Raw genomic sequence first — 22,519 nt, 5'->3', positions numbered from 1 at the left:
TAATGCCAAGTTAAACAAAGTTTAATGGTCTCGCGGCTATTCACTCCCGAAGAGGTCGCCGAGGCTCTGCGGCTCCACCACCTTACTGTTCTGAAATTCATCAAACAGAAGAAGCTGCGGAGCATCAAATTTGGCCGAGTCTATCGGATCCGTGAAGAGGATCTGGAAGATTTCCTTCTCAAACAAACAATCATTTAAGACAAAGCGTCGCCACGCTATTCCCCTTAACCTCCACGCCTCGCCATGCTGTTCAATTGCTTCTCTTGCGGCAAACTCATCTCGCTCAAAAAAGAACTTTGTCCCTATTGTATGGTGGATTTGGGGGCCGCTCGGGAATCGGTTGAAATCGAAGTGAAGGGCAAAAAACCTGTCGTACTCAAAAAAAAGTATACGTTTTTTTCTTTGCTTTCTCGCGGATTTTAGAGGTCGATCAATTGCACTGCTTGTCCGAAATCAGGGCGGTGTTTCCAGCGATGCTGGGAAGGTCTTTATTGTTGACTTCCGTCAACACTTCATTGAGGGCTAGCATAATGCTTTGGAGGTTGGTGGATTGCACGGAGCCCCCTGCCCCGTATAGGATTTCGTATTCACTCATGCGGTCGGCGCTGCGTAGCTCCAAATCGTATTCTGAAACACTGGAATTCAATTGCTCCAGAGCCTCATCAAAACTCACTGATCCTCCTGCCACAGTCAATTCTGAAACGCTCAAGGCAGGATCGATATTCGCTCTGTTTTTTTCTTTCTTGGTTTTTAAATAATTCCAAACGTTTTTGATGCTATTGCCCAGAGCCGTCATGTCTTCATCGGCTTCCACGTCCACTTTAGGAATCAAAATTTCTTTTAAGGATTCATGTTCATTTCTTTCCACTGAAAAATCTAATTCTTGGATGGTTTCGGTGAAGTCTTCCCAAGTGACTGTGAGTTCGGCCCAAGGACCTTCTTCACAGTTTCGATAATTGGCCACTCGGTCTTCATATTTGAAAGTCCATTGTTCAAAATAACGGTTGAAAGTGGATTCATCCACACGCTGCTCTATGTCCACAAAAGCAGTCTTCATTTCTTTTTTTAAAGTGTTTAATTTTTCTGTTGTAAGCTGTTCCAGTTGGGCGGCATCCACTGCATTCAAGGCTTCCCCTGCTTGAAGATGGCGTACAAAATACATCTCCATAAGGATACGTTCATAGTCTTCTTCGTAAATAAGAGTGGATTCGCAAGCGTTGGCGGCATTTCTAAAATTGGTTTTCAGTGTGTCCAACTCATCATCCAAAAGCAGGATGTCATTGAGGGGACAGTAGCCCAAGGTAAAAATGTCTTTTAGATTTTCGCTGCGCAAGTTTTCAGAATTGACGTTGAGAATGAAATCGTAGTAATTGTTCATGCACGTGAAGCTTGCGGCTTGAGCGGGTGCGGGTAAAACTTGCATCAATGGAAGTGTGGCCCCCAAGCAAAAAAGAATAAGGAATTTGAGTTTTTTTATTTTCATTTGCAATAATTTTTAGACATTAAATGGGCGAGCGGAGCGTCATCAGTGAGGTAACTTTGCTGAAACCCAGCTTGAATATTTTGGAAAAGCAGCAGCATGGTGTAAAGCTCGGCAGAGGCTTGTTCGTAAAGCATATTTTGATTTTCTGCTCTGGCTTCAAAATTGAGTTTTTCAAAAACTTCATCCACTTGGGCTTGGGCATCGGCGGCAGCGACGACGCAGGCCTCTTGGATTTTTTCGATAGAAACAGCGGAATCGGCTGCGTCGTATAAATGGAGAATGCTTTCACATTCAAGGTCTTCCGTTGCACGATCGAAAGCACTTTTTCTTGGAGCAAAATGCCCTAAAGAAATCAACGCTTCTTGCAATTCAGCAATGCGCTCGGTAGGCCGCTCCTCAATGTCATCCCCAGGGTCCAATTCAATGGGCATGGGCACCAAGTATACATTGAAGTCTAAATCCACTTGAGAACCGGCTTCTTTACAGGTGGCATCTTCAAACCAATTTTGAGAGGGTTTGTTGGCTACCAAACTTTTGCTCAAAGTCTCTTCCATTCGTTGATTGATGTAAGAAAGATGACAGAGCACGCAATTGGAAGTGGGCTCATAATTGTTTTCTGAAACGGGATCTTCCGTATCGCTCACAAGATCCACGGTGATACAAAAAATTTCGTTGCAAGGCAAGGAGCGGCTCCAGTCCCCGGGGGTGCCTTGTAAATCGGCAATGAATTCATCCAAATCATCTAAAATGTCTTCGGCTTGCTCTGCTTCTGCTGCTTCATTTACATCTCCCCCAGAAGAGGAATTTGTTCCCCCCTGACTTCCCTCCCTTTCTTCTTCACTTTCGGGATTGGCTTCGTAATAAACTTCGAGAGCTTCGCGCAAAGCCACATCATCGAAACAGGTGTAAGGACTGATTGCGTCTGAGCTCAAAGTCACTACCGGCTCCGTGAGCTCGGGATTTTGCTCCGAAGCCAAATCCACGGCTTCTTCCCCACTGCGATCTGGGTACTCAATGACGGAACCGAAGAGCACGTAATGCGCCAAATCCAAATCGTGCAAAATGTCGATGTTCGCGGAGTCATTCAAATCGTTGTTGAAAAACATTTCATCCGCCACGGCTTCGTAGGCAAATTTTCTAAATTCTCTTTGCAGTTCCAATTCATTTTGATAGAGATCCACCAAATAAGTGTATTCTTCTAAAATTTCTTCTCGAGAATCGGAATCCAGTTTTTCAATGATGGGCTTTAAATTGCCTTCCACTACGATTTGTTCCAATTCATTGTTTGTGTAATTGCGATAAGCTTCGATACTCAAACGCGTTTGTAATTCTTCCAAAGCAGCTTCTGAGGGTCCGTCGCTGACGTTTTGAAACATGAAAAGATACAAATTTTGAAAGGGCAGTTCTTCATTCGACGCCAAAGCACGCAGCTCCTTAGGGTCTTTGCTGTTTGTTACCGTGATATTTTCTTCATTTAAAAGGGTCTGCAATAAATCTTCGGAGCGACTTACGGCAAAGGTAACTTCACCCCATTTCAAGCCCAAAGTAGCGCTGATGAGAAGACCGAAACTAAGAAGTAAAAATCGCTTCATTTGCACTGAGCCGTACTGGCTCCATTGAATTTAGAAGGATAAAGTTCAACCACGTCCCGCACGGCTGCTAAATTGTCTCGAAAATTTTCTAGATTTGCCCGGAAATTTTCCATCTCTAGATGCAGCGGATAAACCATTTGAACTTGGTTGTAAGTGGAAAGTGTTAAGTCCAAGGCGGCTTCTGCATTTTGGAGCTGTTCGTTCACCACCAAGACTTGTTGATTGGCAAATTGAGTCGCTTCTTCCGAAGAAACAGATCCATCCAAATCTGCGAGGCTGTCTTTACGACTCAGCATTGCGGTTTCAAAGGCCAATAATTTTTCGTTCAAGACCACGGCCAGACAATAGGTGGATAAATTTTCATCGTCGCATCCAGAAGCGGCGGCGGGGTAAAGCACATTGGGCTGAGGGTTTTCAAACATCCGCTCTAAATAAAGATTGGTGGTGGTATTCATGTCAGTATGAAAAGCCAAAATCATTTCGTCCATGTTTTCCATGGCATCGTAATTGATCGCGGCACTTTGCACACTGCTTGCACTCAGGCGAGGGAAAAGAAAACCGACTATAAAGGCGAGAAGAAAGTAAGGTCCGTATTGAATGAAAAAAGATTTCATTGAGTTAGGCATTGATGAGCGTAGCAAGGGAGAGCATTGGACATTTCTACGAATTGACCTGGAAAAGTGCGTTGAAATAAAAGAGACATGTCTTTCAAATCGGCATTCATGGACTTTAAACCATCCACAAATTCAAAGGTGGTTTTGGATGCACTTGCACCGGATATAAAAATGGAAATGAAGCTGCGGGAATATTCAAGCAGTTGATCGCGCATGTTTCGACATACGGAAAGTTCTTCATTTGAAAAAGACAAACTTTTATTGACCCCCAAAGTTGTTGCGTTGTTTTGATACTCTTCTTGAATGCTGTCTTCGACGTAACGATAAAGCATGAAGGCATTTTCAAATTGTTCACTCGTGGGTTCATCCACTTTCATATACTGATCCATAACGTTTTCATAATTTTCCAAAATGGGAGCGGCCGCAGCGGCAAGATTTGCAGCACAGGCATAATCTTCAACTCCGTACAGTTCTAAAGAATTGCTCTCATCGGCTTGCACCCACAGGGTGGAGCTCAAAAGAAGAAGCACAACGAGGCTGCTTTGAATAAAACGTTTTTGATTCAAAAATAGATTCATGGCGAGGAAGGGGCAAGGATTTCTACCGAGGGGCTCACTCCAAAGATTTCACCCCATTCATTTTGGATTATAGCAAATACAAAGTCACCCGGTCTAAGTTCTGCTGCATAATCCACTTGAGAAACACAAGGACAAGTGTTGCACGCTTCACGCAGCGCATGAATTCCGGGTAGCCATTCGGTTTCATCATTGAAATAATCGCTTGGAGTTTCCAGTGCAAAACAATTGTAGGCTTGCAGCACGCGCACGGACATTTCTACAAATTCATAGCGAGTGAGCACGTGGTTGGGCAGAGCAGCTTCTTCTGCAGTGAGCAGATGATTGCTGGTTCCCGCGGTGCTTTCCCCCGTCATGTAGGGGCTTAAATCTTGTGCAATTTCCATATAAGGTTCGTACCATGCACCGTCGCTTTGCAGATCGGGCAAACGAATCACTCCTTCTGCATTCAATGCCTCCAAAACAATTTTGCTCGCTTCGGCCCTGGTGATGGTGTTTTCTGGTTTAAAAGGAGTCAATCCTGTCGCATCTTTTTCACCAAGATAACCCGTGATGAGTCCCGATAAATAAGACTCTTTTGTATAGGGATAATACCATGAAGATTCATTCAAAATATCGTTGAAGACAGCGGGTAAAATTTCCGCTTCGTCGCGAGGAACAATGCACAAAATACTCAAAATGATTTTTGTGAATTCGGCACGGTTGATTTGATTGTCAGGTTTAAAGTAACGATCGCCATCCACTTCATAACCTTCGAGCACATTTCGCTGCACGAGTTCTGTGATTTTTTCATACAAAGGATCATCGGCATCAATGTCTTCAAAATAAAGCTCCGTGTCTTGAGTGGAAGACCCATGGTTTTCAATGAGGGCAGAGGCCGGCAAATTCAAATCATCGGTGGTTTCTAAATAGACAGTGCTGTCCATGCCGGGCCAGATTTCCAACTCCAAAGTGCCTTCGTCATAAACTTCCAAAATCAAAGGATCTTCAAGCGAATCGGCTTCGCGACGCAGTACAGTGTAACGTGAGTCAAATACGGTGATGTTCCCGGTGTTGCTGAGCTTGAAATCTAAGTTCCCAAGTTCATCGTAAGCGGTGATGGAAGTGTTTGCAAAATCATAACCGTTGGGGTCGTTCACACTGTGAACCGTGACACGATTTAAGGTGCTCAAATCATAGTCTGAAAGCGGGGTTCCCAAACGAGTGATCGGCAAGCTGGAATCGGTGACGAAAATAAAATTACCCATCACAATGCCTGTGGATTTTTCATACACTGCAAGATGAGAAGGCCACGTTTCAGAAGCGGTGATGAACCTCACCTCATAATCTTCATCTAAAATTTGGACTTGCTTGGTCAAGGGATTGAATTCGGCAATGGACAGGCCCTCGGCGTTATAAACGGCAAGCAAATCTGAATTCTGCATGGGGAGTATGAAATTGCCGTCTTCATCTGTCATGTAGGCGCCCAATTCTTTTAAAGTTCCTTCGCGTTCACGCACCAAGGTGAAAGGGAAATGGGGGCTGGAAGGATCGGTGCCTCCTGCAACGACTTCGGGAGTGGCCGTGTGTACTTCAATGGCAGGCACGTACAAGTTCACTTCAATGCTTCTGCGAGCGATGTTTCCTGCTGAATCCACCACGTGAAGGGTGACTGTTTTGGGTTCTAAATCGGTGTAGGGACCAATGCTGGTGTTCAATCCGAAACGCTCTTCATCGTTGGTGAATTCTCCATCTCCATCGGCATCCACATTGGCATCCAGATCCCAATATGCATCGATGATTTCACTCGTGCTATCGAAGGATTGATCCGCAGAAATATCAGTGGTGGAGAAGATGGCTAAATCCAAACGATCTGGTGAAATGATCATGGGCTCGGAATCATCGCCACAAATTTGAGGGTTGAGCAGAATATTATCAGAAAGAGTGCTTGAATTGCCATCGCCGTAGAGAGCCCGGCCCACCGTGTAGTACGCTCCATTTTCAAGCTGAACTTGTGCAGAAGGGCTTTCTGGACTGAGTAAACGATCCATCACAAAGACTTCTTCCTCATCCAAATGGAAGACTCCTCCTTCCGTAGTCGACAGTGTTGCCTCGGCGTTTGACGTTTCTAAATCCACTATTTCTCCAGCAAAAATCATCATGCCTTCCTCTAAATCTTGTTCTGTCAGAAATGTGTCTGGATCAATCATATAAGCTTCTCCACTTTCTAAACGTATGCGCCGCCCCACATCATTTCCAAAACTCAAAACCGTGTAGGCTGGGACTTCCAAACGAGCTTCACTTTCTTCGTAAGTCAGCTCCAAGACCGCCGGACTCACGGTTTGCAGCAGCACGGGTTCACTCGTTTCCCATTCGGCATTGTCGTGAATGAAAGTGCGTGCGGCTCCGTTTTTAAGCTGCACATTGCCACTCACTGCAGTGGCAACCAATCGACTCATTGCAACGCTGGGCATGGCGGGGTTCCCAGAAGTTTCTGCAGTAAAATCTCCTTCCGATGACCAAACTCCTTTGAGATTTTCTTCCTCCGATAAAAGAAGCAAACGTTTCACATTTTCATTGGGAGCTGCCTCTTGAGCGTCGAGGGAATCGTACATGGTGAACTCATAACCCACTGCTTCATAGGAAGCTCCAAACGCAAAACTGCTTTCTCCATGAGTGTTTTTCTTTTCCTCAAATTTTTGCATGGAGCCGGCTGCGGGCAATTCTTCGGAAAGCGTTACTTCCGAAGGATCGGTGCTCACGTACTGCAAACGGGGACTTTCGTTGTGATTTTCTTTGATGTAGACATCGCCTCCCAATGAATAAATCACATCTTCATCGCCATCTTGATCCACGTCCATGAACAAAATATGAGTGGTCTCGTCGGTTTCGGCTGCATAGGCCGTGAGGCGAGTGCTCACATCTGCTTCTGCATTGTAAATGTAAAGCCCCGTATTGAAGGCCTGATTTTGCACTTCCAAATCCAAGGATTCTATTTCGGGTGCTCCGCTTTCGGTGCTCAATTCTACTTCATCCAAGGAGGTTTTTTTAAGAGCGTTTAAATTCCATTCAGCTGCCGTGCTGTATCCTTCTTCTTGAGTCGCTGCGAGTTCAAAATGAGAGGAAGACGATTCGGCAGCCAAAGTTCGGAAGAAATTTTCATCGTCCATGACCAATAGGCGGGTGTTTTCTGCATCCAGATTTTGAACATGCGCCAAAAGAGAATTCTTCAAATTCAATACACCTACGAGTGGCGTTTCTTGAATGCTGGCTAAAAATTCAGGGTCTAAGTTGGGATTTTCTTTTGCGATTTCGTCGTAACGATTCAGCAATGGATCATCCAAGGCCAAAAGTCGATCGGTAGCCTCCAAGCGCACTTCTTCTGGCAAATCTTTGGCCCAAGCATCGATTTGGCTTTGTAAGGAATGCATGACTTGCTGCAAGGCTATTAAATTTTGTTGCACCAAAGGATCGTCTTTATAAAGTTCAGCCGTTTGAACCGCCGGATGCACATAGCTTTCCAAATCCACATTCAATTCTGCATCGATATCGATGCTGGTGTTTTCACCGGCACCTGTGAGTGCCTCTTGAATTTCATTGGCCAAATCTTGTAAAGGACCCGAAATTCCTTCTGCCGTGTTTTCACTCAATTCTTCGGTTTGAGCCCCCAAATGTTCCATCACATCGAAGAGAGGAGTGAAGTCGGCATTCAAATTCAAATAGGTATTGATTTCGATGCGTTTCAAAAAGTCATAGTTGAAGGCAGGCCATTCCACGGTGCTTGCAAAATCTGCGGCCACAAAGGTGCCACCGGGACGCTCTGTGATTTCTTCAATGCGGGCTTTGAGTTGGCTTTCTGGCGTAGGAATAAAACCTGAACGGATGATGCACACCAGTTTCAAAACATTGCTGGCAACTTCGAGAGAGGCTTTTAAAGTGGGATCCAATTCTGGAATGCTGGGGGGCGGGGGCAGCGAAGGCAGCTCAGGCAAAGTCAACGCAGGAAGTTGTGGCAACTCAAAATTCAATTGGAATTCGGGCAGAGTCGGGATATCCAAATCGATGTCCAGTTCCGTGTCTAAGTTGAATCGTGCCGAGGGGAAAACCAATTCGGGCAATTCAGGGATGTCAATGCGTTCCGGGACAAATTCAATGTCGGGCCAAAGGATGTCTACTCCCGCTTGAATATGAGACACATCGATGACGATGTCGGGGAGTTTAGGCAATTCCACCACCGGAAATTCCGGCATGAAAACGAAGAGGCTGAAGAGCAATTGTAAACCGCTGTAGCGTTGATTTGTGCATTTATCACAAGAGTCCATGAAATCCGCGGACAAATCGATGAGCACTTGCCATCCATCCACCACGTCGCGCAGATCGACTACGAATTGAGCCCACGCTTCCACTCGTTGTAAATTTTCACTTAAATATCCAGCCGTGTAATCCAAGATGGCGTCCAAATAACAAACAATGACTTTGGCATACTGCGCTTGCATAGTTCGGATTTCCAAAATTTGCTCAGGGATGTCTTTATAAGACTCTAAAATGGCCATGTTGCTCTCCACCGCCGTAATGGCCTCATCCACCGCAAGCACCAGTTCATCATAAGCCTGCTCTTCTGCGGCAGAAATTTCTTCGCCTGCCAAGCGGCGCAATTCAAATTGCTCTTTGAAAATGGCAAAATTGCTCTTTGTACGAACCGTCCACTCTCCCATGTCTTTTTGAAAAATTTCTACTTCTTCTTCCGTCAAAGCAGGGTAGTGGATGTAGACTTTTTCGGTTTGGATATCGATGATCGGAAGTGCATGAGCCATGTTCAACCACTTGTCTAAATTTAAAATTCCACTGCTCATTTCTTGAATCTTGATTTCGTGATCCAAAACCATGGGATTGCTTGCCTGATCCAAGCTCACCGATTCTTCTTGGGCCCTTTGACGTATGCCACCAAACTCGGAAGAAAGGCTTTTCGGATCAGGATAAATGAAGGTGATATCTGGCAAATCCAACATTTTGAAAAACTCCATTTTTTGAGCCTTCCACCATTCTGTGAAAACAGAAGGAAAGCCGGGTATGTCGATGTTGGTTTGAGTGGAAAGGGGCGGACTGTAGTTTGCGTACGATGAACTGGAAAGCCCACTTGGGGCAGCCACGGTTCCACCAGAAGACCCTAGGACATTCAAAGCCACGGTTCCATTTTCTTCTACAAAATCACTGGCTTTTGAAAGGGAGTCCGCTACGAATCCATTGATGGCATCACAGACTCCTAGGGCTTGTAAAAGTGGTATATTGAAAGCGTAACATTGACCCACGGCGTAAGGAGCAACACAGACTCCGAGGCCGAGACCGAGCGTGGTGGTTGGGGCAATGTAAATGCGCAGCACGCTGGTGGCTTGGCAGGCGGTGGCGGTGCACACATAACTAGGATTGGGCATGATGCCAAAGACTGGTGTACCGACGTCGTAACCCAAAGGCGTTCCCGTGAAAGGATCGTGAAAAGTACCACTGGCTAAGAAAGCCACACTACCCGGCAAGGCCAAACAGCCGCCATCGCAAGTGAAGCTGGAAACAACTTCTTCTACTTGATTGGTGAGGCCGGAAATTTGTTCATCCAAAAGAGCGACTTCGGCATCGATTTCTGCACCCTCCCCAACGAGTAAATCCAAGGCCGGATCTAAAATCAATCCTTCGCCTGCATTGGATCGATCGATGGTATCGTAAAGACCATCGTTGTCCGCATCCACGTCGCTGCTGAACATTTCCTGACTGGAATAATATCCATTTCCATCTTGATCACTTCCCCCTAACACTTCGGCAACGGCATCGTAACCGCTGTCCGGTACAGGGATGCCCAATTCCGGATCCATTTCACCCATGAAATCGGGGACACCGTCTTCATCGGCATCTTCAAAAGGACTGGCTCGTTCGGTTTCATGCTCCTCGGCATAAGTGCTGGGCGAATAATTTCTTTCGGCATAATGCACATGCTCTACGGTCATGGCTCCTAAATCGGAACCCAAAATTCCTTCTTCCAAGGTTTCTGTATAACTGCCATCGGAGTAATAAACCATCAGTTCTCCGGTGGTGTTTCCATCCAATGAAACTCCAATATCGGGCCGGTCGTCGTCCACATAATCTCCAAATAAATCGTTGCCCACCATCAAAGCAAGTTGCGGCAAGTGCATCAATTCTGCATGATAAGTCAAAGTTAGATCCGCTCCGTTTGCAAGGTCGAGGGGGCCAAACACAAAAGGTCGAGTGGCATCTGCGGGGACAAATTGTGCCTCACTGAGGTTCACTGCGCTGCAATCGCTGCAGGTCAAACTTTCGGCATTGAATTGGAAGACCGCATCCACGGTGTCTGAAATATAAATGTTGTTGAGCGTTGTTCCTGAAATGTTTTGCAGCGTGAGTGTGTAGGTCAATTCATCCCCTACTTCAGCTGTGCCTCCATTTTCATCGGACATGGACTTGCTGACGGAAAACACATCATTGAAAACTTCGGCATTGGCATGTTCAAAAAGGGTGTCTGCTTTTTGCTCCAGCCCTCCCCCATTTTCTCCATCGGTTTCCAAAGTGAAAGCACTGGCTGTATCCACAGCATTTAAAAAGCGGTCCAATTGAGCATTGCCGGTGTCACGAGCATCCACCGTTATGGGTAAGGATACGGAACCGCTGTCCAAACCGCTGTAGCGCAAGAGCATTTGAGAGGCCAAATCTATGCTGGAGTCGCTGTGCAGTCCAAAATCTTTGATCTCATCCACCGCATAAAAACCGCCCGCGCTGTTCCACACCGTGTACAAAACCATGTTTTCATCGGCCAGAACCAAATCATCATAACCATCGTTGTTCAAATCGCTGACTTCCACTTGCTCGGGCTGAGCTGCAATGTCTGAAAAACTTAAATTTTTAGCTACAAAACCACCGCCAATGTTGTCGTATTCATAAAGGCACATTTCATCGGCATAGCAAGATTCTTCTGTGACGATCAACAGATCGGTTAGTCCATCGGCATTGAAGTCCCCTTTATCGATGGAACGGATTCCATTTTCAATTTTCAACAATGTTCCGCGAGAACGCAAACGCTGCGCGGCTTGGTGATTTTGCAAAACTTCAATGCGTCCGTCTTCGTAAGCCACCAGCACGTCCATTTGTCCATCGCCGTTGTAATCGATATCCACGAGCTCTAAAATCTCATCTTGGGAAGCAGAAATCAGTGTCCCCACATCTTCGGTGAAACCTAAACTGTTGGCTTCATTGGCGGTTGGCAAGCTCACCGTGGGGTCGCCCAGCAGTATTCCGACTTCCGAAACATAAAAAAGATTCGAGACGCCTGCAGTGTTCCCAGCACTGAATAGCAGCAGATTTTTATTCTCTTTTTCCCAACCCACAGTTCCATCTTCTTCTGCTTGATCTAAAGAAGTGTAGCCCAGGGAAGCCTGCATTTCTTTGGGCAATTCTTCCGTAGGATCCACCAAGGCCAAGCCTTGAGGGCTCAAAGAACTGTTGCCGCTAGAAATGGGTTCGAAAGCATGCTCATTGTCTGCGGTGGGTTTGATGTAAATGCCCGCGTTCAAGCTGGACCAATCAGTGAGGTCATGATCGCTTTCCAGCAAAGTCACGTCTTCTTCCCAAACTCTTTCATAATTGACTTGAAGCACGGCTTGTCCATTCTCCATCACGGCCAAGCTCAGGCCTTGATTTGCGGCATTCACAATCAAGTAGAGACTGGGATCGAGGAGTTCGATTTGTCCATCGGCACGCACTCTTGCTAGCACGCCTGAATTTTTCAAAAGCGAAGTGACGCCGTCTTCTTCCAAAAGACTGTAGGCATTGTTTTCTTCCACTAAATGGGCCTCATAAACGGCTGCTTCTCCATGCACAAAAAAGAGTTCAGCTTGCAAAATTTGGTCAGGGAAAGAGCGCCATTGCATGCGCGTGGGCAAGGTCATTGCTGCGCCTTCCACGACTTGAGTGAGCAGTCCATCTTCGGCCAGTGTGATGTTTCCTTCAGCATCCACAGAAGCCAAAGGTTTATGGGGTTTTGGCTCAGAAACCAAACTGCTGATGGCTTGAGTTTTTCATTGAAGAGCAGCCAACCCGCCACGTAATTTTCTTCATTTACATTTCCAAAAGGAGCTCCTAAAACATTGGCATAGAGCATTTGAGGCTGCATGCCACTCAGCTCCTCGCCTGTTGTGAAATATTCAATGTTTCCACCCCAAGTTCCCGCCAAAAGTGCAGGGGCACTGGCCACAATGCTGAGCCTTCCACTGACTTCGCCGACTTGCACGCCAAAGCGATCGGCGCCTTGATTCAGTTGAAAAATGGCGCTCGAAAGAGTGGCATAATCGGCGCTGGCTTCTGTGAGCCGTAAGGTGCCTGTGGTTGTGCTATCGGTGGTGACACGATTGCCGTACACGTCATAGCCCTCCACCCAAAAATATTCTAGTTCCCCTGCTTGAGCCCGCATCGCTCCGTCGTCTTTTCGAATGCGCAACTCGTAAATCTCGGCGGGTTTCACTTCTAAATTTGCACTGCCGGTTTGCAAACCCGCGCTTTCTACCAGCACTGCTCCGTTGCCGGCCAAGGTGCCGGCAGTCAGGGTCACGGCGGCACTGCCTTCACTCAAAGAAAATGTCGGTTCATCAAAATGACCGTGATTGGGATCGCTGGTGCTCATGCTCACTTCGCCCTGAAAACCGGTTTGCAGCGTTCCCTCTGCATCGGTCACAGTGATGAGCACTTCTTGAGTCCCTTCTGATCCAGCAAAAAGATACGGAGCCGAAAGACTCACGTTCACATTCAGTCCTTCCACGGAATTCAATTCAATGTTGTCTTGAATATCGGGCTGCTCGGTGAGTGCTGCCATTATTGTTCCTGTCGATGCCTCCACGCTTGAAAGCACGCGGAAAGCTTGCGTTCCATTTTGTATGCGGATTTGGTAACCGGGCGTTTCGTTGTCTTCATCCGTCAAGTCGAGCAAGGTCACTTCATTGCTGTCTAAAGTCACTGAATACGTCTCATAATTGGCCACGTTTCCAAAACGATCGTAGAGAGTCAAAGTGGCCTCCGTTACACTTTGTCCGCCCATGGGAAGGACGGTGGATTCCAAGGCTAAATTCATGGAAGTGGGTTGGCCTGCATAGACCTCAATGGTCTGGCCTTCATATGGAAGAGCCCCTTCACGAACTTGAGCACTGACATGCAGTTCCCCGGCATTTTGGGAAGCGTTGAACACTGCTTCTGCGACCCCACCTTGCACTTGTATGAGGTTGCTGTCCAAGCGCCCATGTTCTGAACTGGAAAGCACAAACTCGACAATACTGCTATTGTCATCCACATAAATGCTTCCTTCCAAATTCGTGATTTCGGCACGCACATACAAAGTGGCTTCTCCGTCGGCGGGTATAGTGTTTGTATACACATTGGGGGCGCTTGAATCGCTTTCTGCATTCACGGTAATGCTTTCATAGGCATCGTTTGAGGAAACGGAATAGAGCCCCGCTTCATGCTCAAAAGAACTGTAAGCAGAATAATCTTCCTGCTCTTGGTCTGAAGTGTCAGCGGGGAAATCGTCTTCGGCATTCAAAGGATCGCTGCTCCGAACGATTTCATCAAAGTCGCTCACGCCGCCCAAATCGGTGTCTGCATTTTGAGGGTTTGTGCCATAGAGCACGGTTTCTTCCACATCGCTCAAGTAGTCGGCATCATTGTCCACTGCGCGACAATCCTGTGCCTCCACCAAATTCACGGCCATCATCACGAATTCTGCACGCGTGATGCTTCCCTCCAACCATTCCCGAGTGAGGGCTTGATTGGTAGGAAATAAATCGTGTTCTTGTGCCGCTTCTACATAACCCACGTACCAGGCTTCATTGCTCGTGGGAGTTCGGCTTTCAAAACCGGCTGTTTCAACTAAAACTTTCGTCGCTTCTGCTACACTGATTTGGCGATTCGGTAAGAAAAATCCGGCCTCTTCACCTCCCGCATAGCCCGAAACAATTCCTGATGTTTTTGCCTCTGCGACACAGGCTAAAAGTTCTGAACTGATGTTTTCATCCGGAAAAGGATCTTGGTTGTAAAGCGCCATCAGCGCCTCTTCATAAGCGGATTCATAACTGTCGCAATCCTTACAAATAGCACCCAAGTCGATCTTGATGAATTCTTCACGTGTGATGGGATTGTCGGGTCTAAATGTGCCATCGCTGTACCCTTTGACGATGCCTCGCAAATACAAAGTGGCCAGAGCGTAATAGGCCTCATGAGAGCCATCGATATCAGTGAATAATTTTTCCTCTTCTTCCAAGGGACTGTAGCCCGAAAAAATTTCAGTTCCATCCAAATAGCCGTCTTCATCGGTGTCAGAGAGATTTGTCTCCGTTCCAATCACCCATTCTTCCAAATCGTCCAATCCGTCCGCGTCGTAATCGGGAATCACTAAAGCCGCAAGGGCCCGTTTGAACCACGTTTTGTGTTTCAAGCTCAAATGATTTTCGTAGAGGCCCGTGGGTTCCACTAAAGAACCCTGCTGAATGGAATGTTTGATGCTCACTTTGAAGAAACGCTCTCCTGCTGAATTGGTGATGTACAAGGGCTCATACAGATTTATTTCACTGGGATTTTCAAATTCCAAACGATAGCCTTCTGACACTGCAATTTGTCCATGATCGGTAACAAGGCCCATTTGCAAAGTGTCTTTGAAGAGGCCCACGCCTGCATCGGTGGGGAGGGCTTCATGGCTTGAATCTAAGGTTTCCACAAAGACCCCGGCATAGCCATCTCCTATTGCAACCGTTTTGACTTCAGGGATGAGGAAGAAAACACCATAGGTTCTGCCTTCCGAATCTTGAATGCTCACACGAGTGGGCAAATTTGGAGTGGCTTCCAAGAGTTTGGCCTGCACGCCGCGCAATTCCAAGTCACCATTTTCAGGATTTAAAACGGCGACTACTTCTCCATTTTCGTTCCTGACTTCAATGCGCTGCCCTGAATGATTTTCTTGCACGGTTCCATCTGCATTTTCACGAATGAAGGTGCTCACTTTCAAATGTTTTTCCTCCACCGTTCCACTCAAAAGATTGGAGTTTGTTACATTTTCACGGTTGCTAGCGGAGGCTTGTAAAGTGAAGGTGCCAGGTTCCAGACCGCCAATGGAAAAACTGGCCACTCCACCGCTGAGCTGCAAAATGGAACTTCCTAAAATTTCTGCACTGGCAGTGCCGCTGACGACTTGCAGCAGAATTTCGGTGTTGTTATCGAGCGCATTCAAAGAATCGTCTGCTTGCCTTGCACTGACCGAAACCACATAAGTGTCTCCATTTAAACCATAGGCTTCTAAAACACTGTAATCTTCACTGCTTAAAGTCAGACGCAGCGTAGCCTCTGCTCCATCGGGGATTCCATTCCCATCTTCATCTCCATTTTCTTGGACAAAATCGGAAGCGTCTCCACAAACGGCTCCGCCCCCATAGGTTCCAAAATTATTGACCGAATTTCGCAGTTCCCCCAGCCAAGTTTCAACGGCAGGAAACCATTCCCACAGGTTTACGGGAGTGGTGTTGCTCAAGGCGCTGAGTGGCTCGGGTTGGGAGGGCGCTTGATCTTCCGAGAGGGCTGCTTCCGCCAATTCTAAATCCCTGTAAATGAATTCCAAATCGCTTTCCTGTTCGTCTACGGGATGAAAAGCAGCCACCATTTCATCGGCCTTGCCATCGGCAATAATGGACACCACTTCGTAACCGTTGCGAGCCTTGGAAATAACAGGCTCTTCGCTGCCCAAATAGTGACTGAGCACATAATCGTGTTTTTCATCGATGCTCAAACGGTACCACGTGAGGGCATCTTCCAATTGATGAACGTTCAGTGCATCCATGAAGTTTTCCACGTCATTGGCATGAGTGCTGCCCTCTGAAACATTTGCGACGGCAGCGGCTAAAATGTCCAATTGGTTTTGCACGTCAGAAACGGTGCTGGCATCGAACGCATTCACATAATTCAGTGTTTGACTTTCATCCGCTTCATCAATGAAAACCACACGACGCGTCGCATCAATGGGAAGATTGGGCGAAGCCAAAGTGGCCGCCTGAGCGTTCAAAGTGGCTGAGTTGGGTTCGTTGTGATAATAGCTGGAAGAAATCATTTCGGCCTCCTCTTCGTCCAAAGTGAAGGACTCCGAATCTTCCCTCAGATAGGCTTTGTTCAAATACACCGTGATGTTCGCCAAATCTTCTGTTCCCGATCCATACTCAGGATTTTGAATAACAATGGGCGTGTCTTCATCGTGCAGGGCCAAATACGTGTCGATGTCATCATCGTTCCACTCTTCTCTATAACCCAGCACATCATTCATCATGTCGGTGACGGTGTAGGTGATTTCGGTGCTGGAAGAAATCAAATCCAGTTCTCTAAAATGTTTTCGGAGCGTGACAGTGTCGGGTCCCCATTCTTCGCGTCTTTCTTGAACTCGTTCTAAAAATTCTTCATATTCCGATTCGTCGCGTCCGCTGTCCTTTTGAAATTTACGAAGTTTTTTAGACAGCCAATCGTTGAAACGTCCATTCGATTGCAAGTAGACGCTATACGTCGTGAATTCTCGAAATTCGTAACACGCTTCGGGACCCACTTCCCAATTGGAGGCGGCCTCTTCAGGTGTTTGTCCGATGCGCTCGGCCAGTTCATCCGCCGAAATGGCTCCACCTAAATTGCGAATGTCTTCGGTGGCAGTGGCCACGCTACACAGCTCGGGGATCTCATCCAAATATGAAGCGAATTCGGGCACACAATTTTTGTAATCCTGGACTTCATTCACGTTCAAATCCAACTGATCAGTACTGTACATGGCATTGAATTGCGAGAGCTGACCGTCCTCTTCATAAGTCCCTGCGAAAAGGGTACAAGCCGCGGGACTGTCGATGTCGGTGAGGGCTGTTCCGTTCATATAAATTTTATCTGCGTCGTTGGACGAGACATACTCAGCCATGGAATTGTGCGGCAAATCCACCGAATCAAAAACTCCATCGCTGGATCCGGAATTGAAAAATTGTAGACAGGCGTCACTGGTCAAATCTGCTGCTTCCCCCGCCGTACAAATGGCTTGTGCTTCGCTGTCTTCTTCTTCGGCAGTGTAGGTGCCGCTGAGTTCCATCATGCCAATGACGGGAATTTGACGAGCCAATTCTTCGTTGACCAAGTCGTTGGTCAAACTTTCAAGGGTGTCGTTGACCGCACGCAAATACTCTAGAGTGTATTCATCTTTTTTAGAAATGAGAGAAATCGGCGTGTCGTAATCGCTGAGCGCCCTTTCATTCGAATCGAGCGCTTGAGCTTCGTAGCGGCCCGTGCCTCTGACCACTCGATTCCAAACTCCTTGGGGCTCACTGAAGAGTTCGACGTATTTTTTAGTCAAACCTTCCAGTAATTTTTTGGATTGCAAGTCGGGTAAATTTTCAAACAAAGCGCGCGGTTGCAAGCCTTGGGTGTCTTCATCCACCGTGCCGTCGCAGTCGGCATCGTTGTACGCACAAAAAGCTCCAGCAGGCATTTCGATGGAACCATCTTCGTCGCAGAAACCGTCTTCATCGTCGTCCCATTCAGGGTGATAAGCGCCATTCGAATAACAGGAACTGTCCAGTCCATTTCCAGCAAAAAATTGATCCGTGAAAGCTGCTGCCCAGTAGTCGGTGGCTTCATCCGCAGTAGAAAAATTGAAGGAATAAGGTTCGGCATTCGAAAAGGTGAGCACCGATTTCCAAGGTTCACTTTCATCGGCAGGATCGGTGCCCAGCACTGTTTCGAGTCCATTGGGGTAACCGTCTCCGTCGCTGTCTGAAGCGTCCCCATTGTCGTCTTTGCCACAATACCCTGCACAGCCGTCGGCATTGGCATCCCCTGGAGGATCTTCGTCGGTCAAATGATCTTCGTCGTTGTTATTATCTGCGGAGCCGTCTTCATCCACTAGACCATCGCCATCGTTGTCTATCCCAAAAAAACCGTCCCCTAAATCTTCATCCACCAGGCCATCTCCGTCGTCGTCCATATTATTGCTGGCTTCTTCGTCGTAATTGCCGTCAAAATCGTTGTCGAGCATGTCCCCCGAATTCACTGTGCTTTGCATTTCGGTGAAAACTTCCTCAATCAAATCATTGGTGTAACGGTAGTAAGCCAAGTCTTCCCACAAATTGGTGTAACGTTCATAAGCGCCATAAGCCACAGAATTCAGCGTGTGACTCTCCGTGACAAAATCGGCGATGAAGACTTTTTCATCAAAACGGATGTATTCTTCCTCCCCCGAGTGGAAGGCATGATTTTTATCGAAGTAAGCCGCGAGCAGATCCACCCCGTCTTGTCCCCCCAAAGGAGGCACTAAGACTCCATGCCAGACTTCTGCTTGAAGGTTTTGAGCCCCCGTGTTGAGTACGAAATCTTGGCTGGCTTCGTCCACAATGTAGGCAGGTTCTTCAAAATCAGTGTAAGGCAGCAAAGACACGAAGCGGTATCCGTTTTTATTCACCACGGGCAAGGGCACTTGTCCCACGGCTACTACTCCCGCAAGGCGCGTGGCGTCGCTGTCCTCGGCATTCCCTTCAAAATACAATTTTTCTAAAAAACGCTGTATGTCTACTGTGCTATCTCCCGGCGAAACCGTCACGATCATGCTTTTTGTCCACGGCAAAGCGGATTGCACGTCTTCGGCATAACGTTGAATTTTTTCGTTCAGAGCCGCGGTGCCTAAAAATGAAAAAAAGCCCGAACCGCTGGATGAGCTGCTCCAGATTTCTTCATCCACTAAAATCACCACCAAGTCGTAACGTGTTTCCACCGGGCTTACGGAACGAATTTCATTCAAGCCTCCCCCAGGATTTCCGCTCAGTTCCAATTGCGCCCTTCCAATGATGCTCAACGCTTCCGTCACCCGAACCATCGGCAAAAAGGAGGCAAATAAGGTGAATAAAATTGCAAGTACGATCAAGCGCGTGGAGCGTGGAGTGGCGTGCGGATTCATACGGGTTTTATTCTAGCAAAAAGCTTTGGGCTTTACCCTCGAATTTAATCTGTTGAGATGATTTCGACTTGATTAATATAAAAATATTTCCTGACAAACAAAAAAGCCCCTCGCTGGGAAGGGCTTTAATTGGATTTTTTGAGATGGCTTCTAGCTTGAGATCATCGTCCGGACATCAACCAAACATTGGTCGCGGTACACGAAGAACTGCTACACAATTTAGTAGAGTTGCTGCTGAAATTGCTGGCTGCCGTTGCATTCCAGGTTAAGGCAAAGGCGGTGGCTCCTCCATAAATGGATTGCCCACGTGTGGTTTCTGTTTCCAAATCAGCAATGAGCAAATAACCGGTGGAATTGTAAGTGCCATAGGTGCTCGTCGGAGCAGATCCTCCGTTCAAGCCCACATACGCGTAACCTGTTGAACATGTGGGAGCTCCTGTTCCACTGATGTGAGTGGCAGAAACGGCGCGGCTGGAAGGATCACTGGGTACTGTGGTCAAATAGCTGCTGAGATCGGTCATGTCGCTGACGCATCCAGAGAAATTGGGGTAAGCCCCTCGGTCGTTGTACAAAAATTCCATGGCCGTTGCGATTTGTTGCAAATCGGCTTGGCGCTGAGCATCGCGGGCGCGACCGGGACCTCCGGTGAGTCTTGGGATCAGCGCGACGGCTAAAATCCCAATGATGGTGATGACAATTAAAAGCTCAATTAGAGTGAACGCTCGTCGGCGAAGAGGACTGAGATTCATGACGTAAATGGTTAAAATGACGTTTCTTAAGAATACTACTCCGTCACTTTGAAATTGCAAGCGCTCTCTTTTATATGGAGCTGGAAATGTCTGAAAGCGAAATGATGGGCTGCATGATTGCCGCCACAATGAACCCGACCATGCCTCCCATGACCACCAGAATGACGGGCTCCATCAGTTTGGAAAGCGAAGCCACGGCATTGTCCACTTCCTCTTCATAGTAATCTGCAATTTTCCCACAAACTTCTGAAAGATTGGCGGTTTGCTCCCCGACCAGCACCATGGAAGCCACCATGGGTGGGAAAAGAAAATCGCTTCCACTCAGGTTTTCCCCGAGAGGAATCCCTTGAGCCACGTCTTGAGAGGCAAAATTCACACGCTGTTGATACACGGTGTTGCCCAGGGCATTGGAATCGATTTCTAGCGCTCGCACAATGGGCACTCCGGCTTTCATCAAACTGGCGAGCATACGTGCAAAACGGGAAATCATGAGTTCACGGATCAATTTGCCAAAAATGGGGAGACGCAAAAGCACAAGATCGATGCTGTAACGTCCTTTTTTGGTTTGGTGCATCAGAATGAGGCCGAGCATGAAGGCCAAAAAAAGCAATAAGACCGCTAACCAATATTCTTGAGCCCAAGCCGAAGTTTTCAAAAGCAAGTTGGTGCTGGTTGGCAAGGCTTTTCCGCTGCTGGTGAATAAGTCGGTGAGTTTGGGCACCACCATGGTCAAAATAAGAAAGAGGCACAGTCCCATGATGATTAAAATGGCGGCTGGATAAATCATGGCTCCACGCACTTTTGAAATGATCATGGCACTTTTTTCAGATTGGTGAGCGATGTCGTTCAAAATGGCATTTAAATTTCCTGAAGCTTCGCCGCTGGCCACCATGCCCCGGTCTGCGGCAGAAAATACGCTGGGATGACTCTCCATGGCTTGCGAAAGGCTTTTTCCTTCCTCCATTTCAAGGGCCAATTTTCGAATCACCACTTTGAGTTTGAGGTTTTTGAGCTGATCTGCCAAAACGTAAAGCGAGCGAATGATAGGCATGCCTGCGTTGATCATCACGGCGAGCAATTGAAAAAAAGTCACCTTTTCTCGCAATGAAATTTTAGTCCATCCAATGACCGCATCATTCAATTGTTTAAAAAACGTCGATGGATTGCGCGATTTTTTATCCAAATTCACGGTGCGCAAATTCTCAATTCGTTCTTGGTCTTCGCGTGAAAGCCCAATGTCGAGACGCGTCGTGTTGGGGTTGTCTACATTCATAATCAAGCGGATTCAGGACGAGCTACAGAATAAACTTCTTCGAGTGAAGTGATGCCAGCGAGGGCTTTTAAGATGCCGGCTTGTTCGAGAGTGACCATTCCACTTTTTATCGCGGCTTCTTGAATTTCCATACTAGAGGCGTTTTTCAGAATCATTTCACGAATGGAATTGTTCATTTTTAAAACCTCATAAAGTCCCACGCGTCCGTAATAGCCCACGCCGTTGCATTGTTCGCAGGCCACGCCGCCGGGGCCAAAAAATTGCAAAGCGGCCATTTGTGCAGAATCGCGGGGTTCACCAGGGTGCAGATGACTCAGCGCCGCCTTCACCCGTTCCAGGGTTTGAGCGTCGGTGAGTGTGATTTTTTTGCATTTGTCGCAGAGGCGGCGCACTAGGCGTTGAGCCATAATGGCGTTGATGGTTGCGGTCATCAAAAATCCGGGCACGCCCATGTTCAAAATACGAGTGAGCGTTTCTACTGCTGAATTGGTATGAATGGTGGACAAAACAAGGTGACCGGTCAATGAGGCTTCAATGGCCACATCCACTGTTTCACGATCACGAATTTCCCCCACCATGATGATGTCGGGGTCTTGACGCAGCGCGGTACGCAGCCCAAAGGCAAAATTGTAATCGATGTCGGGATGCACTTGCGATTGATTGAGTCCATTCATTTGAATTTCTACCGGATCTTCAATGGTCATGATGTTCACATCCGGCTTATTCAAAAGTTGCAAAGCGGCGTAAAGCGTCGTGGTTTTACCCGAACCCGTGGGCCCCGACGTGAGCAAAACTCCATTAGGCAAACTGAGAGCCTCTGTGAAGGCTTTGAGCGCATTCCCGCTGATGCCCAATTTTTCGAAGCTTGGAATTTCTTTGGATTTGTCTTGAATACGCATCACCATTTTTTCTCCATTCACTGTGGGCAAACTGGACACACGCAAATCGAGTTCGCGACCTTCCTGTGTGGTGACTTGAGCCCGTCCATCTTGCGGGATTCGCTGTTCATCGATTTTTAAATTCGACATGATTTTGATGCGCGAAACCACAGCCGGATGAATGTTGTGCGGGTACTCCACAATGCGTTGCAACGAACCGTCCACGCGGTAACGCATTTGAACCGTGCTTTGTTGGGGTTCAATGTGGATGTCGGAAGAACGCATGTCGATGGCATAAGACACCGCATTCATCACCAATTGAGGGATGTTTCCCCCTACAATCGCGTCCTGCAATGCTTGGAGTTTTGGGTTCAT

Annotated in this window: 11 protein-coding genes; 2 read left to right on the top strand and 9 right to left on the bottom strand. The window is 47.2% G+C overall.

From position 1 onward, the window contains the following. The first annotated feature begins 24 nt into the window (after positions 1-24). Positions 25-198, top strand: coding sequence for a helix-turn-helix domain-containing protein (locus IPG41_06260; protein QQR54759.1), 174 nt, complete (start codon positions 25-27; stop codon positions 196-198). Positions 199-243: 45 nt separating this feature from the next. Continuing rightward, positions 244-423, top strand: a complete 180-nt coding sequence (locus IPG41_06255) for a hypothetical protein (GenBank protein ID QQR54758.1) — start codon at positions 244-246, stop codon at positions 421-423. Positions 424-430: 7 nt separating this feature from the next. Here the strand turns inward: IPG41_06255 and IPG41_06250 are convergent, their stop codons facing one another. The 9 genes from IPG41_06250 to IPG41_06210 form a co-directional block, all read right to left on the bottom strand. Then, positions 431-1,483: a hypothetical protein gene (locus IPG41_06250; protein QQR54757.1), complete on the bottom strand. Its 1,053-nt coding sequence runs from the start codon at positions 1,481-1,483 to the stop codon at positions 431-433. Beyond that, the gene (locus IPG41_06245; protein ID QQR54756.1) at positions 1,480-3,075 is read right to left on the bottom strand and encodes a hypothetical protein; all 1,596 of its coding nucleotides are present in this window, start codon (positions 3,073-3,075) and stop codon (positions 1,480-1,482) included. Before IPG41_06245 ends, IPG41_06250 begins: the two co-directional genes overlap by 4 nt. Continuing rightward, the gene (locus IPG41_06240) at positions 3,072-3,689 is read right to left on the bottom strand and encodes a hypothetical protein (protein ID QQR54755.1); all 618 of its coding nucleotides are present in this window, start codon (positions 3,687-3,689) and stop codon (positions 3,072-3,074) included. Before IPG41_06240 ends, IPG41_06245 begins: the two co-directional genes overlap by 4 nt. Further along, positions 3,686-4,267 carry a hypothetical protein gene (locus tag IPG41_06235; GenBank protein QQR54754.1) on the bottom strand — a complete coding sequence of 194 codons (582 nt, stop codon included), beginning with the start codon at positions 4,265-4,267 and terminating at the stop codon, positions 3,686-3,688. Before IPG41_06235 ends, IPG41_06240 begins: the two co-directional genes overlap by 4 nt. Next, positions 4,264-12,261, bottom strand: coding sequence for an S-layer homology domain-containing protein (locus tag IPG41_06230; protein ID QQR54753.1), 7,998 nt, complete (start codon positions 12,259-12,261; stop codon positions 4,264-4,266). Before IPG41_06230 ends, IPG41_06235 begins: the two co-directional genes overlap by 4 nt. Continuing rightward, complete coding sequence (locus IPG41_06225) at positions 12,189-19,244, bottom strand: S-layer homology domain-containing protein (protein QQR54752.1); 7,056 nt, start codon at positions 19,242-19,244, stop codon at positions 12,189-12,191. The genes IPG41_06230 and IPG41_06225 overlap by 73 nt, the downstream gene beginning before the upstream one ends. A 161-nt stretch (positions 19,245-19,405) precedes the next feature. Further along, complete coding sequence (locus IPG41_06220) at positions 19,406-19,993, bottom strand: prepilin-type N-terminal cleavage/methylation domain-containing protein (protein ID QQR54751.1); 588 nt, start codon at positions 19,991-19,993, stop codon at positions 19,406-19,408. Between the two features lie 70 nt (positions 19,994-20,063). After that, complete coding sequence (locus IPG41_06215; protein QQR54750.1) at positions 20,064-21,266, bottom strand: type II secretion system F family protein; 1,203 nt, start codon at positions 21,264-21,266, stop codon at positions 20,064-20,066. 2 nt (positions 21,267-21,268) lie between these two features. Further along, positions 21,269-22,519 carry a type II/IV secretion system protein gene (locus IPG41_06210; protein QQR54749.1) on the bottom strand — a complete coding sequence of 417 codons (1,251 nt, stop codon included), beginning with the start codon at positions 22,517-22,519 and terminating at the stop codon, positions 21,269-21,271.

The organism is Candidatus Peregrinibacteria bacterium (assembly GCA_016699145.1).
Taxonomy (GTDB): domain Bacteria; phylum Patescibacteriota; class Gracilibacteria; order UBA1369; family 2-02-FULL-48-14.
Note: the sequence above shows the minus strand (reverse complement) of the source record. Positions and strands in the feature narration are given on the sequence as shown.

Bases quoted from the DNA above. Each gene is read 5' to 3' on its own strand.
- IPG41_06255 (QQR54758.1), top strand. From the start codon at position 244: ATGCTGTTCAATTGCTTCTCTTGCGGCAAACTCATCTCGCTCAAAAAA.
- IPG41_06245 (QQR54756.1), bottom strand. From the start codon at position 3,075: ATGAAGCGATTTTTACTTCTTAGTTTCGGTCTTCTCATCAGCGCTACT.
- IPG41_06240 (QQR54755.1), bottom strand. From the start codon at position 3,689: ATGAAATCTTTTTTCATTCAATACGGACCTTACTTTCTTCTCGCCTTT.
- IPG41_06250 (QQR54757.1), bottom strand. From the start codon at position 1,483: ATGAAAATAAAAAAACTCAAATTCCTTATTCTTTTTTGCTTGGGGGCC.
- IPG41_06260 (QQR54759.1), top strand. From the start codon at position 25: ATGGTCTCGCGGCTATTCACTCCCGAAGAGGTCGCCGAGGCTCTGCGG.
- IPG41_06210 (QQR54749.1), bottom strand. From the start codon at position 22,519: ATGAACCCAAAACTCCAAGCATTGCAGGACGCGATTGTAGGGGGAAAC.
- IPG41_06225 (QQR54752.1), bottom strand. From the start codon at position 19,244: ATGAATCCGCACGCCACTCCACGCTCCACGCGCTTGATCGTACTTGCA.
- IPG41_06215 (QQR54750.1), bottom strand. From the start codon at position 21,266: ATGAATGTAGACAACCCCAACACGACGCGTCTCGACATTGGGCTTTCA.
- IPG41_06235 (QQR54754.1), bottom strand. From the start codon at position 4,267: ATGAATCTATTTTTGAATCAAAAACGTTTTATTCAAAGCAGCCTCGTT.
- IPG41_06220 (QQR54751.1), bottom strand. From the start codon at position 19,993: ATGAATCTCAGTCCTCTTCGCCGACGAGCGTTCACTCTAATTGAGCTT.